Raw genomic sequence first — 13,414 nt, 5'->3', positions numbered from 1 at the left:
CCTTTGTGTTAACCCGGCATAAGAGTGGCATGTGACACGGGGTTCGCACCTCATTTTGCTCGATATCGGGAAAAAGACTTGGCTATCACCCCTGCTGACGCTCTAGGCTCCGCGACCGAAGGCGCGCGCGCGAATCGCGCGGCGCGGGTCGAATCGCGCGCGCCGACAGTGGAGACAGGGCGTGCGGGCCGGGCTCGGCGCGGGCCCTTGCGGCCGGACGTATGGCTGAACACCCGTCAGCGCGCGGCCGCGCGGCGGCGCGTCTTCTACTTCCGCGGCGCCGACATCGTCGCGTCGAGCTTCCTCTGCCTTGTGGCGATCGGCCGCATGAACGCCGGCGGACTGGCGCAGGTCACCCTGTTCGAAGCCGCGCCCATTCTGATCGGCGCGCTGATGACCCTGGGCCTGATGCGATCACTGGGCCTGTATCGTTTTGACAATAGCCGGGCGCCCGCGCGCCATCTGGCCGGGGTCGCCGCCGTGGCGGGCCTGGGCGGCGCCTTCGCCTGCCTGCTGGGCCTGGCCCTGCCCAACGGCGAGACGCCGCTGGCCGAGTACGGCTGGTGGGCGATCGCCTCAGCGGTGCTGCTGACCGGCCTGCACAGCATCTGGCGGATGCTGGTGGCCCAATGGCGCAGCCGGGGCGATCTGACGCCCAACGTCGTCGTGGTCGGCGCCACCCGTCACGCCGAATCGCTGATCCGCGAGGCGCTGGACCGGCGCGACCTGAACATTCTGGGCGTGTTCGACGACCGCCTGGCCCGCACGCCCGACGCCCTGGCCGGCGTACCGGTTCTGGGCGGCGCCGACGCCCTGCTGGACCATCGACTGACGCCCTATATCGACCGCGTCATCCTGGCCATCGATCCCAAGGCCGAAGAGCGGGTTCGCGCCCTAACGCGCCGGCTGGAAGTCCTGCCCATCCCGCTGACGCTTCTGGTCGACCCCAAGGGGGCGGCCCAGCGCAATGAGGCGCTGGAAAAGCTGGCCTCCTCCTCCCTGCCCCTGCTGAGCGGCGCGGTGGACGGCGAGCGGCGCGCGTTCAACAAGCGCATCCTGGACATCATCCTGTCGGCCCTGGCGCTGGTCGTGCTCAGCCCTGCGCTGTTCCTGATCGGCCTGGCCGTGCGGATGGACAGCAAAGGGCCGGCCCTGTTCCGCCAGCGCCGCCACGGCTTCAATCAGGAGGAGATCGTGGTGTGGAAGTTCCGCACCATGCGCCAGGAAGCCTCCGACGCCACCGCCAGCCGTCAGGTGACCGCCGGCGACGACCGAGTGACGCGCCTGGGCAAATTCCTGCGCGCCACCAGCCTGGACGAACTGCCGCAGTTGGTGAACGTTCTGTGCGGCGAGATGTCGCTGGTCGGGCCGCGCCCGCACGCCATCGGCATGAAGACCGGCGGCGCCGAGTCGGCGCGTCTGGTCGCTGAATACGCCCACCGCCACCGCATCAAGCCCGGCATGACCGGCTGGGCCGCCATCAAGGGTTCGCGCGGGCCGCTGCATACGGCGGATGAAGTGCGCGACCGGGTTCAGCTCGACATCGAATACATAGAGCGCCAGTCCTTCTGGCTGGATCTGTGGATCATCGCCGTGACTGTTCCCGTGCTGCTGGGCGACCGGATGGCCGTGCGCTGATGTTCTGGCGGGGGGTGTTCGGCTACCTGCCGGCCAATATCGTGCAGGGCGTGGTCGGGTTTCTGACCATCATCATCTTCACGCGCCTGCTGTCGCCCGAGGATTTCGGTCGCTATGCGCTGGCCTATGCGGTGCTGACGCTGGCCCATGTGGCGACGTTCAGCTGGCTTGAGGCCTCGATGGCCCGCTTCTGGGCGGCCCAGTCCGACGAGGCGCAGATGGCCGGGCATTTCGCCAGCCTGTATCGCGCGGCCTTCCTGATCACCGCCGTCTTCGTGCCGGTCGCCGGCCTGCTGGTGTGGCTGTGGCCCATGCAGGACAACTTCCGCCTGCCGCTGGCCGTAGCGCTGGCGGGGATACCCGTACGCTGCTTCCTGAAGCTGGCGCAGGAGCGGTTCCGCGCCGCGGGCGAGGTCGGCCCCGCCGCCGCCATCGACATCTGGAGCGCGATCGCGGGGCTGGCCTTCGGCGTCGGCCTGGCCCTGCTGGGGATGCGGGCCGAGGCGCCGCTGGCCGGGATGCTGCTGGCCCCGCTGGTCGCCTTGCCCTTCGTCCTGCCCGCCGAACTGCGCGAAGCCCGGCGCGGGCGGCTGGATCGTCAACGGCTGAAAGCCTACGCCGTCTATGGCTATCCCATCGCCGTCGGCCTGGGGCTGACCGTGGTGCTGGCCTCGACGGACCGCTTCCTGCTGGCCCTGTTCATGAACGAAGCGGCGGTCGGCGCCTATCACGCGGCCTACAGCATCGCTAACCGGACGCTGGACGTCATGTTCGTGTGGCTGGGCGCAGCGGGCGCTCCAGCTCTGGTCATGGCGCTGGAGCGCGGCGGGCGCGAGGATCTTCAGGCCGCTGCGCGCGAGCAGGCCTCGACCCTGGTGCTGATCGGCCTGCCCGCCGCCGTGGGCGTGGCCCTGGTCGCGCGGCCGCTGGCCGAGTTCATGATCGGCGAAGACCTGCGCACCGTCGCCGCCTCGGTTACGCCGTGGGTGGCGCTGGGCGCCTTCCTGTCGGGCATGACGACCTATTACTTCGGACAGGCCTTCACACTGGGCCGCCGCACGGGCTGGCTGTTGCTGGCCATGAGTATCCCGGCGGGGAGCAACGTCATCCTGAACATCCTGCTGATCCCGCGTTTCGGCGTCATGGGGGCGGCCTGGGCGACAGCGATCAGCTTCGCTTTAGGCCTGATGGCCTCCATGGCTATCGGACGGCGCATCCTGCCCCTGCCCGTGCCTTGGAACGCGCTGGCGCGATGCGGTCTCGCGGCCGCCGCCATGGCAGGCGTGGTGCTTCTGCTGCCCCCGATTGGGGGCTTCCCTGAGTTGCTGCTGGACGCCGGGGTCGGCGCCGTCGTCTATGGCGCCGCCGCCTTCGCCCTGAACGCAGGCGGGGTGCGCGACCTGCTGCGCCGTCTGCGCGGCTTTCTGCAGGCGCGGAGAGCTGCGGCATGAGCGTCGTGATCCACGACAACGCGGCATGTGGCGACGCCCGCCCCACGCTGTCCGTGTTGATGCCCTTCCTCCGTGATGATCCATCGGACCTGCTGTGCATGCTGGACCGCGAGGCGCAAGGCGTCGGCGGCCGCGCCGAGTTGATCGTGCTGGACGACGGCACGGCGGACCCAGCCCTGACAGCGCGCCTAACCGCCCTGATCGACGCCCTGTCCCTGCCCGCCCGGCTGATCACGCTGGGCGCCAACGAAGGACGGTCCAAAGGCCGCAACCGCCTGGCCCAGGAGGCCCGCGGCCGCTTCCTGTTGTTCCTCGACAGCGACATGCGCCCCGACCATGCGCGTTTCCTGGCCGACTGGGTCGATCTGGCGGTGAACGACAATCCCGCCGTAGCCTTCGGCGGCTTCTCCCTGCTCCAGGCGCCGACCGACACGCGTTACGCCGTCCACCGCCAGATGGCCGCCCGGTCCGACTGCATTTCCGCCGATCAGCGCACGCTGCAACCTGAGAAATACGTCTTCACCTCCAATCTACTGGTGCGCCGCGACGTCTTCGACACCGAAAGCTTCGACGCCGGGTTCAGCGGTTGGGGCTGGGAAGACGTGGAATGGGCCATGCGCGTCTCGCGCCGATTCCCGGTCGTACACATCGACAATCCAGCCACCCACATGGGCCTGGACACGGTCGAGGCCCTGACCGCCAAATATGAGCAGTCAGCGCCCAACTTCGCCCGCGTCGCCGCCCGACACCCTGATTTCGTCGCCGCCTATCCCAGCTATCGCGTGGCGAAGAAGCTGAAGGCCGTGCCCGGACTGCGTATGATCCGCCCCCTGTTCAAGCAGGTCGCGCGTCTCGGCCTGCTGCCGCCCGCCCTGCGTGGTTTCAGCCTGCGCCTGTACCGCGCCGCCTTGTATGCGGAGGCGATATGAGCGCGCCCGATGTCGCCGTCGTCATCCCTACCCTGCGTCGCCCCGATGAGCTGACCCGCGCCTTGCGCTCCATCTTCGCCCAGCAAGGCGCTGAAGGTCGCCTGCGCGAAATCATTGTCGCCGACAACGACCCTGAAGCCAGCGCCCGCAAGACAGTCGAGGCGCTGACGTCGGAATCGCCAGTTCCCCTGATCTGGACCCATGCGCCGCGTCCGGGCGTGGCCACCGCCCGCAACACGGGCCTGACCGCGACCCAGGCGCCGCTGATCGCCTTTCTGGACGACGATGAGGCGGCCAGTTCCGGTTGGCTGGCCGCCCTGTTGCGCGGACAGGCCGCGACCGGCGCCGACGCCGTCTTCGGTCCGATCCAGGGCCGCGTTCCTGACGGAACCGGCTGGGCGTCGCCGTATCTCGAGCGGTTCTTCGGCCGCGAAGGGCCTGAGCACGACCAACAGATCGAAGAGCCCTACGGCTGCGGCAACGCCCTTCTGGTGCGCGCGACGGCCCTGCCCGGTGATGCGCCCTTCCATGTCGGATCGGATCAAATCGGCGGCGAGGACGATGTCCTGTTCGCGGCGCTGAAGGCGCGCGGCGGACGATTCGGCTGGGCGGCGGACGCCTGGGTCGAGGAGTTTGCACCTCCGCACCGGGCGACCCTGCGCTACGCCCTGACCCGCGCTTTCGCCTATGGTCAGGGCCCCAGTCAGACGGCGGCCGAAGCGCGCGACGGGCTGAACGTCGGCCGCTGGATGATCATCGGCGTCGCCCAGACGCTGGTGTGGGGCGCAGCAGCCCTGGTCCTGACGCTGCTGGGCCGCGACAGCCGCGCCCAGATGGCCGACCGCGCCGCGCGCGGCCTGGGCAAGGTGCTGTGGATGAAAAGTTTCGAGCCGCGCTTCTACGGCCAGAGAGAACTGGACCGCCTGAACCGCCAACGAGCCTCTAGCTGAAGAACCGCTTCAGCAGCTTGGGCGGACTCCAGGTCGAGCGGTTCATCACCAGACCAGCGACCCGACCGCCGGCGGCGTCGATCTCTTCACGCAGGGCGGCGGGCGCGGCGGCGCCCGTGCTGTCGGCCGCGACCACCATCACCGTGGAATCGACCAGCGGCGCCAGGGTCAGGGCCATGTCGCTGCGATCCGCCGCCGGTGCGTCGATCACCACCGTATCGGCATGGGCGCGCAGCCGGGTCCAATAGCGAGGATCGTCCACCGCCTCGACGCGCTGGCCCGCGCGCAGCAGCTCCACATGGAAGCGGGTGACATACAGCCGTCCGCCCAGGCAGGCCTTGGCCGTCAGGATGCGTCCCGGAGCGGCGGGCTTGCCGTCGCGTCCGCGCAAGGGCGGCGAAACAGCATAGAAAGCCGATCCGTCCGGCGAGGCCTGCACCGACGGTCCCAACCGTCCGAACCGATCCGGTTCAGCAGCGATCTGCTCCATCTGGCCTTGTTGCGGCAAATCCCCGTCGATCAGCCAGACCGGTCGGCGTCCGCGTACGGCGGCCATGCGGGCGAACTCGCGCGCTACCGTCGACACGCCCTCGCCCGAGGTCGCGGCGGCGAAAAGAATGACGCGCCCGCGATGCGCCGGCGCTGGCCCCAGCGCGGCCCACAGACCAGCCATCTCTGTCGTCAGATCGACCATGCGAATCGTTTACGCGCGCGCCATTTGGAACAGCCTAGCACGACACAACCGTCGGTTTCTGCGGCATGACGGCGTCATGGAACGGATCAGGCGCCTTTGGCGGGCGCGACCGCCAGGACCGGCGCGTGCAGGGTGCGGCTCAGGGTCGACGGCATGGCGAACCCCGGGCGCAGGAAGACCCGCAGCAAACCGACGCACAGAGCGGTGAAACCCGCGAAAAGCAGCACGGCGACCATCAGCGGCATCCGCATGCTCTTGCCCTTCGACGGCGGCTGGGCGCGCTCGATAACGGTGACGTTGTCGGCGCCCGCCTTGACTAATTCGTTGTCGGCGCGGCTCTGGGTCTCGCGTTGCTGGAACTCGCGGATCGAGGCCGTCAGCACCTCACGGTTGCCCGCCAGGGTCGAGTTGCGCGATTCCAGCTCCGTCAGGCGGGTCTGGCGCGAGCGCAGGTCCGACAACTGACGATCAAGCACAGCCAAGCGCGCCGCCAGGGAATCACGGTCAGCCTGAGCGTTGATACGGGTCGTCTCCAGCTCGATCCAGACCGGGTTCGGACCGGTGCGAACCTCCTTGGCGCCCACGGCCGTGCCGGTGCCCACATAGGCCTGCATCTGAGCGATCTTGGAATCGATTTCACGCACAGGCTGAGCGTCTGGTTGATAGCGCGCCAACAGGCTCTCGCGCTCGGTGCGCAGTTGCAGAATCTGGTCCTGAGCCGACACGTTCAGATCCTGGTGCAAGGCCACCTCCGCCGGCGTCCGCGACATTTGACCGACCAGGGTCGCCAGACGCTGCGAAGCCTGCTGCAACTGAGCTTGCACGCCCATGCGCTCTGTGAAGACGGATTGATAGCTGTTGGCGATAGTCGACTTGGCCGTAGCGAAGTCGCCGATGTTATTCGTGCGCAGGAACTCTTCATAGGCGCGGTCGGCGTCGCCCAGCTCATCCTCGAACGTCTGACGCTGCGTGCGGATCGCAGCCGTGGCGCGGTCCTGGAAGACCTCGCGACGATAGGTCAGATACTGGTCGATGACCGTGTTCAGGATGCGCGCCGACTTGGCCGGGTCATCGCTCTTGTAGCTCAGGCCGATGACCGGGCTCAGCGGCGTCACCTCGACGCCCAGTCCGGCGGCGACGGCGCGCACGGCGGCGGCCTCCTGGCGGGTCGGGTCCGCAGGCGCCGGCGCGCCCGGTTCCTGGAAGCTTTCGACGCCTAGGGCGCGCACAACCCGGCGTTTGACTTCTAGGCTGTTCAGTATGGCGGCTTCGGACTGGGCCACCTCGGCAGCCGACGGCGGCATGGCGCGTTCGCCCATGCCGACACGCGGCTGATAGACGTACTCCTGCCCTACCCCGACGAACAGGCTGGCGCCGGCGGTGTAGGTCTTCTTCATCGTCATCACGACAGCGGCGCCGATTCCGAAGATCACGGCAAAGATGAGGATCATCAGCAACAGTTCGCGGAACAGCAGGGCCACGACGTCCATGACGCCGTAACGGGGACGGGTGGCTGTGACGTGCGAACGCATACGGGCTGGATCATCCACCAGTGTCAGACCGGGGCACCTTGAAGCGTTGGCGTTAACCGGCCGTTACCCATAAGGCGTCAGCTTGGCTGAACTTCAGTTTTGCAACCGACCGGACCGCCCGCCCATGGACGTTGATCGCCGCCTGCTTCTACTGGCGCTGGCCGCCGGCCTGTCGGGTTGTGCGGCGTCCGCAGGGCGAAGCGCGTCCAGCGGCCTGCCCCGGCCGCAGACCGTCTCGGACCTGCCGCCCGACCTGCCTTTCGCCCCCTGGACCGATGTCGAACCGGAGTATCGGCTTTATACCGGGGACGAAATCGAGGTGGTTCTGCCTACCGCCACTGAGCTGAATCGCCAGTTGAAGATCGGCCCCGATGGGCGCGTCTCCCTGCCTTTGGTCGGCCATGTGACGGCCGCCGACCGCAGCCTGTCGGAGCTGGAAGGCGACATCTCCGCCGGGTACGCGGCTCACTTGCTGCGCCCCGAGGTCGAGGTGACATTGCGTCAGGCCGGGCCGCTGAAGATCTGGATCGACGGCGAAGTGCGCAATCCGGGCGTTTTCGACATGCCGGGCCAGATCGACGCCTATCAGGCCCTGATCCTGGCGGGCGGCGCCCTGCCGACCTCCAACGCCCGCAACTGCGCCCTGATCCGCCGTGGCCCTGGCGATCTGCGCATGCTGAAGGTGCTGGATCTGCGCGCGCCGCGCGGCGAGATCCTGCCCCTGCGCCGCGGCGACATCGTGTTCGTGCCGCGCTCGACCCTAGGCGAACTGGCCGCCTTCTTCACCCAGGTGCGTAACGCCCTGCCGATCGGTTTCTCCTACGCGATCAATGGAAGCTACGCCTCGACTTGACGGCAAGATAAAGCGGTCGCGAAAGCCTCAGGCGCCCCTGCGGCGGCGCACGCAACGGTTCCATCATGGCTCCATTCTTCAAGACGGGTATTTCGGAGTCGCTGGCGCTCGCGGCTGATTCAGCCATGACGGCGCGTCTCTCACGCACACGACCTTGGTTGCGTCTGATCGCCTTCATCCCGATCAGCATTCTGTCCGTACTCATGACGATGATAGCCTTGGTCTTCATCAGTAGACTTGCGCCTGGGTTGGAGGAACGCATGGCTGCTATGGGTGAGCGACTTGATGACACCCCATTCCGCCTCATCGAAGAGAGCATACAAACGCTAGTCTTCGCCGCAGGGCTCGGCCTGATCTCGGTCAGCTTCCTTGCTGCGGCCTGCGTGACCTTGCGCGCACCCCTTCGTGAATTCCTGTGGCCAGGTAGGCGTTTCGACTGGAAGTTGTTCGGCGCCGGCGCCTTGCTAATGACGGCGATCCAGCTGCTGTGGATACCATTTGCACTCGCGACGGGCGGCGAATGGAGACCGCCTGTGCTCGATTCTTACTACCCTGAGCATACGCGCATCGTTTACGCAGCGGCGATGGCTGCGGGGCTCCTGGTTGCAGCGGCTGCCGAAGAGGTGGTCTTTCGTGGCGTACTTCTTCGCGTAAGCGGCCTGTTCACACGTCGCGCCCTGGTCCTTTGCCTGGTGAACGGTGTGATGTTCTCGGCCATTCACCTTGATCCCGACCCCGTGTCGTTTCTTCAACGCACCTTGGCGGGAATGGGGTGGACATGGGCGGCGCTACGCCTAGGCGGGCTGGAGTTCGCCATCGGGTCCCACTTCGCCAACAACTTCTTGCTTGTCCTGATCTGGTCGCCAATGTCAGCGGCAGTTCAGGTGCAGCAGGCGCCTTGGTCTGTCATCGTCCCCGAACTCATCACGAGCGCCATTGTAGTGACCACCGTAGAGTTGCTGGCACGGCGACGGGTTGGCGCCGCCCCATGTCCGACAGCACCTGACGCTGCCTGAGCCCTGCGCCAAAATGTGAAACGCCAAACTTAGTGCGCGGGCCCGACAACGGGTAAAATCCGTCCAGCCCAAGCAAGCTTAAACCGTGGTCGGGGCGAGAGGATTCGAACCTCCGACCCTCTGGTCCCAAACCAGATGCGCTACCAGGCTGCGCTACACCCCGGACCGACGGAGCGCCCTCATGGCACGTCGGGTGAGTCTCCGCAACGGCCTAAGACGCGAGTCGCGCCTCAAGGACGAAAGAAGGGGTGCTTGATCGTATCGCCTGGCTTGGCGCCGATCTCGCTAGCCCGACCCGCACGCAATTCCAGCACGCCGTTGGCGGCGCCGTTCGAGGGAATCGGCGCCTCTGAATTCGGCGTGGCGTGGCTGGCGATGGAGACGATGCGACCACGCGGATCAATGTAGATGATGTCCAGCGAGCTGGGCGTGTTCTTCATCCAGAAGCTCTGCTCGGACGCCATCGGGAATTGGAACAGCATTCCGCGGTCGTCTTCCAGCGGCGGTCGAAACATCAAGCCCCGCGCGCGCTCGGCGTCATCATCCGCGATCTCGACCATGAACTTGTGCTCGCCGGACGCCGTGACCACGGACAGCGCTTCCAACGGCTGACCGGACGCATCCATCGGCCCCGTGCGCGTACAGGCCGAAGCCATAAGAACTCCGGACAGAACAACAGCGGACAGCGTTATTCTAACCACGACACGGCGACGGATCATCATATTCGTCCTCTTCGGACGAACTCAACCGCCCTGTCTGATATCGGCGACCACAAGACCCTTCGGCCCCTCGGCGAAACGTACGTTCACCGGATCGCCCGGCAGCAGGTCATCCAGACCGCAACGCCGCAACGTTTCGACGTGGACAAAGATATCCCCGTCCTGGCCGTCGCGCACTACAAATCCATAGCCCTTGGTGCGATTGAACCATTTGACCACGGCGGCTTCCAGAGGCGCGTCCGAAGAGACGCCGACATGACCGATCGACGATGAGCGAACGCTCTCTCGGCGCGTCGGCTGTACGGCAGCGGCTTCCAGCTCGGCAATCGTAACCACCTGCCAACCCTTGGGTCGCTTGGCGCACTCGCAAGTGATCGTCGCCCCCTCGCCCGCCAGTTCGTGCCCCGCCTCGCGCAGGCTGGTGACATGAAGCAGAACGTCGCGCATTTCCGTCAGAAGCGGGTCGTCCGGGACGATGAAGCCGTAGCCCTTCCCAGCGTCAAACCATTTGACCTTGCCCACGACCTTGACGGTCTCGAGCGTATCGCTCTCTTCGAAACTCATCACCTACATCCCCGCCCGAACACACCGGGACAGTCAGAATAACACAGTTACACAAAGATTGGCAATCTCGCGGCCCACTTTACGCCACATTGTCGTCAAAAAGACAAGGCGAACGTGTAACATCCCCGCTCTTGAAGCGAGAGAAGACAGCCTGGCGATCGAGGGAGGAGCATTGCTCCGCGTGGCAGTCCCTAGGGGAGTCGAACCCCTCTTTTCAGGTTGAAAACCTGACGTCCTAACCGATAGACGAAGGGACCGCTGCGCGGAGGAGCGGCCTGATAGCCGTCCCTTTTCGGCGATGCAAGAGGGCGTTGCGCGCTTTTGCAAAAAAACGACCGACGCGCCGTTTCGATGCCGGATCGCGGACGCCGCAGACATCCAGGCGGACAAAACCGCCGTGGAAAAATGCATTCAAATGTCGAGGGAGATAAAACTCCGCGTGGCAGTCCCTAGGGGAATCGAACCCCTCTTTTCAGGTTGAAAACCTGACGTCCTAACCGATAGACGAAGGGACCGCTGCGCGGAGGACCGTGTAGATAGCCGCCGATTCCGCTTATGGCAAGCGCGGCGAAGCGGATTTATGCGACTTTTTCAAAGACCTGCGTCGTTTCACGGCCAAGGCTGACGGTTTCAGGCCATACGCGGGTCGGCGACGTCCTCGATCTCGAACTGAACCCCGCGACGACCGTTCCAGTCGTCGGCTTTCAAGCGCCCGACCAGGTTCAATCCGCCCTGCCCCGCCAGCAGCGCCTTGCCCGTCGGCAGGTCGGCGCAACGCCAGGCGATGGCCCGCACCGAGGCGCCGTCCGGCCCGACCAGACGGCACCGCACATGGCCGCCGTTCATGGCGACCGGCTCGCGCGCCTGGACGCCTTCCAGCGCGAACAGAGGCTCCGGGTTGGCCGGACCATAGGGGGCCAGTTGCTCGAACGCCTCGAACAGGTCGCGGGTGGCGGCGCGCGGGTCGATCAGGGCGTCGACCTCGACCCAGTCCTGAGCCACGGCCTCGACGCGCTCGGCTGACAGGCGCTCGTTGAGGAAGGCGCGCAGCTCGTCGATGCGCTCGGCCGCCACCGTCAGGCCCGCCGCCATGGCGTGCCCGCCCCCCGCGATCAGCACGCCCTCGTTCCAGGCCGCCTGCACCGCCCGACCCAGGTTCATGCCCGGCTGCGACCGGCCCGAGCCCTTGCCCACCCCGTTGACGGTGTCGACGCCGATGACGATGACGGGTTTTCTCCAGCGTTCGCGCAGGCGCCCGGCGACGATGCCGACCACGCCGGGGTGCCAGTCCTCGCCGCTGACGACCACGGCGGCGCTGTCGTCGGCGTGGGCGCCGGTCGCCTCGACGCGGCGGACGGCCTGTTCAGTGACTTCAGCCTCGACCTCGCGCCGGGCGAGGTTCAGGGCGTCCAGTTCCTGAGCCAGCATTCGCGCCTCATCAGGATCGTCGGTCGACAGCAGGCGCGCGCCCAGATCCGACTTGCCGATGCGACCGCCCGCATTGATGCGCGGGCCGAGGATGAAGCCCGCGTGGTTGGTCTTGGCCGGTCCCGGCTCGGCCCCCGCCGCCGCCAGCAGGGCGCGCAGGCCCGGATTGCGCCAGTGTGACATGACCCCCAGCCCCAGACGGGTCAGGGCGCGATTGAAGCCGGTCAGGCCCGTCACGTCGCAGATGGCGCCCATGGCGGCCAGATCCAGCCACTGGCGGATGTCGGGCTCAGCCTTGCCCTCGAACAGGCCCCGCCCGCGCGCCTCGCGGTTCAAAGCGGCCAGCAGGACGAAGACCACGCCCGCCGCCGCCAGATTGCCCTGCCCCGAGCCGCAGCCCGGCCGGTTCGGATTGACCACGGCGAGGCAGGCGGGCGGCTCTTCACGCATCATGTGGTGATCGATGACCACGACCTTCAGGCCGATAGCCGCCGCATGGGCCACCGCCTCATTGGCCGCCGCCCCGCAGTCGACGGTGATGACCAGATCGGCGCCGCGCGCCTTCAGCGTGTCGAAAGCCCGCGCGCTGGGACCGTAACCCTCGGTCAGGCGGTCGGGGACATAGATGGGCAGGTCCGCGCCCAGGGTGCGGAACCAGCGCACCAGCAGGGCCGCGCTGGACGCCCCATCCACGTCGTAGTCGGCGAAGACATGGATGCTGGCCTGCGCCTGAAGCGCATCGACGATGGCGATGGCGGCGGCATCCATGTCCATGAAGCTGGACGGATTGGGAAACAGCGCCTTCAGCGTCGGTTTCAGGAAATCAGCGCCCTGCTCCGCCCCCACGCCGCGCGACGCCAGCGCTCGCGCCAGCGGCTCGTCCAGACCCAGCGCCTGGATGTGCGCCCGCGTCACGCCCGCCTCGGCGGGACGCAACCGCCAGGCCCGGCCAGACAGGGATCGGGACACGTCGAGGAAGGCGGGCGAGACGGCGCCGTCAGCCATCAGCGCGCGCCGCCGAGACGGCAAAAGGGTTCAGACGGGACATGGGCCATGACGGCTCCTCGCACTCAGGACGGCGAAATGCGGCCGGAGCGGCAGGATCGCCGGATTCGCCCAGGCGGGCGATGAAAGCCAAACGGCGACCTTGGGCCGCCGCCACGACTATTGCGGACGCGGTCGATCGATGGGGGGCGGCGCCTTGGCGCGCTGACGCAGCGCCTCGGCGTAGGCCTCGACCTCTTCCGCCGTGCGCGCCGTTTCAGGCGACATCCGGCTGGCGTCGATGCGGCGGTTGATCGATTCGGTGAAGACGGCCGGGTCTTCGTTCAACGTCCATTCGATGCGCGCGACCTCGGCGCCCAGGGCGGCGCTACGCCCTTCCAGATTCGCCACACGCCCGGCGATCTCCGCCGGCGCCGGCAGAGGAGCGCTGGACTTCGGAAAGTCCGCCCAGCGCGGATACTGGCGGTTCTCGTCCACCAGTTGCTGCACGCGCGGCGCCAGCGGCGAGGTCGGGTCGGTTTCGGGCGCGAAGGCGCTGACGCAGCCGCTCAACAGCGCAGCTCCGCCCAGCATTGTCGCCAGACCTGTCTTTTTCAGCATCAGCACGTTCATTTCCTGCAACGACATATGCCATC

General features: G+C 67.1%; 12 protein-coding genes and 3 tRNA genes. 6 read left to right on the top strand and 9 right to left on the bottom strand.

The features are described from left to right. Positions 1-207 precede the first annotated feature (207 nt). Genes EGK63_RS09170 through EGK63_RS09155 form a run of 4 tightly spaced genes read left to right on the top strand, consistent with a single transcriptional unit; the run spans position 208 to position 4,968 of the window. Positions 208-1,638 (top strand): exopolysaccharide biosynthesis polyprenyl glycosylphosphotransferase, encoded by a 1,431-nt coding sequence (locus EGK63_RS09170; RefSeq protein ID WP_315024672.1) that lies wholly within the window; start codon positions 208-210, stop codon positions 1,636-1,638. Then, a complete protein-coding gene (locus tag EGK63_RS09165) occupies positions 1,638-3,089 on the top strand; it encodes a lipopolysaccharide biosynthesis protein (protein ID WP_125900952.1) in 1,452 nt (483 codons plus the stop codon). Before EGK63_RS09170 ends, EGK63_RS09165 begins: the two co-directional genes overlap by 1 nt. Next, positions 3,086-4,018 carry a glycosyltransferase family 2 protein gene (locus EGK63_RS09160; RefSeq protein WP_125900950.1) on the top strand — a complete coding sequence of 311 codons (933 nt, stop codon included), beginning with the start codon at positions 3,086-3,088 and terminating at the stop codon, positions 4,016-4,018. Before EGK63_RS09165 ends, EGK63_RS09160 begins: the two co-directional genes overlap by 4 nt. Beyond that, a complete protein-coding gene (locus EGK63_RS09155; protein WP_125900948.1) occupies positions 4,015-4,968 on the top strand; it encodes a glycosyltransferase family 2 protein in 954 nt (317 codons plus the stop codon). Before EGK63_RS09160 ends, EGK63_RS09155 begins: the two co-directional genes overlap by 4 nt. Here EGK63_RS09155 and EGK63_RS09150 read toward each other — a convergent pair. Then, complete coding sequence (locus EGK63_RS09150) at positions 4,961-5,662, bottom strand: hfsB (RefSeq protein ID WP_125900947.1); 702 nt, start codon at positions 5,660-5,662, stop codon at positions 4,961-4,963. The two genes, EGK63_RS09155 and EGK63_RS09150, sit on opposite strands and share 8 nt — an antisense overlap. 86 nt (positions 5,663-5,748) lie before the next feature. Next, the gene (locus tag EGK63_RS09145; RefSeq protein ID WP_243637630.1) at positions 5,749-7,194 is read right to left on the bottom strand and encodes a chain-length determining protein; all 1,446 of its coding nucleotides are present in this window, start codon (positions 7,192-7,194) and stop codon (positions 5,749-5,751) included. Between the two features lie 124 nt (positions 7,195-7,318). Here EGK63_RS09145 and EGK63_RS09140 point away from each other — a divergent pair, with 124 nt between their 5' ends. Together EGK63_RS09140 and EGK63_RS09135 are read left to right on the top strand one after the other, a co-directional pair. After that, positions 7,319-8,047, top strand: coding sequence for a polysaccharide biosynthesis/export family protein (locus EGK63_RS09140; protein ID WP_125900945.1), 729 nt, complete (start codon positions 7,319-7,321; stop codon positions 8,045-8,047). A gap of 65 nt (positions 8,048-8,112) precedes the next feature. After that, entirely contained in the window at positions 8,113-9,063 is a 951-nt protein-coding gene (locus EGK63_RS09135; RefSeq protein WP_125900943.1) for a CPBP family intramembrane glutamic endopeptidase, read from the top strand. Positions 9,064-9,149: 86 nt separating this feature from the next. Here EGK63_RS09135 and EGK63_RS09130 read toward each other — a convergent pair. The 7 genes from EGK63_RS09130 to EGK63_RS09100 form a co-directional block, all read right to left on the bottom strand. Beyond that, positions 9,150-9,226: transfer RNA gene (locus tag EGK63_RS09130), tRNA-Pro, on the bottom strand. 67 nt (positions 9,227-9,293) lie between these two features. After that, on the bottom strand, positions 9,294-9,785 hold the full coding sequence (locus EGK63_RS09125; protein WP_371412948.1) for a DUF192 domain-containing protein: 492 nt from the start codon (positions 9,783-9,785) through the stop codon (positions 9,294-9,296). A 21-nt stretch (positions 9,786-9,806) separates the two neighbouring features. Then, on the bottom strand, positions 9,807-10,346 hold the full coding sequence (locus tag EGK63_RS09120; protein WP_125900941.1) for a cold-shock protein: 540 nt from the start codon (positions 10,344-10,346) through the stop codon (positions 9,807-9,809). Positions 10,347-10,528: 182 nt separating this feature from the next. After that, a tRNA-Glu gene (locus EGK63_RS09115) sits at positions 10,529-10,603 on the bottom strand. A 183-nt stretch (positions 10,604-10,786) separates the two neighbouring features. Then, positions 10,787-10,861: transfer RNA gene (locus EGK63_RS09110), tRNA-Glu, on the bottom strand. Positions 10,862-10,976: 115 nt separating this feature from the next. Then, positions 10,977-12,779, bottom strand: coding sequence for a single-stranded-DNA-specific exonuclease RecJ (recJ, locus tag EGK63_RS09105; protein ID WP_125900939.1), 1,803 nt, complete (start codon positions 12,777-12,779; stop codon positions 10,977-10,979). Between the two features lie 159 nt (positions 12,780-12,938). Next, complete coding sequence (locus tag EGK63_RS09100) at positions 12,939-13,406, bottom strand: hypothetical protein (protein WP_125900937.1); 468 nt, start codon at positions 13,404-13,406, stop codon at positions 12,939-12,941. Positions 13,407-13,414 lie beyond the last annotated feature (8 nt).

Origin of the sequence: Brevundimonas sp. 357 (assembly GCF_003938605.1) — a bacterium.
Taxonomy (GTDB): domain Bacteria; phylum Pseudomonadota; class Alphaproteobacteria; order Caulobacterales; family Caulobacteraceae; genus Brevundimonas.
Note: the sequence above shows the minus strand (reverse complement) of the source record. Positions and strands in the feature narration are given on the sequence as shown.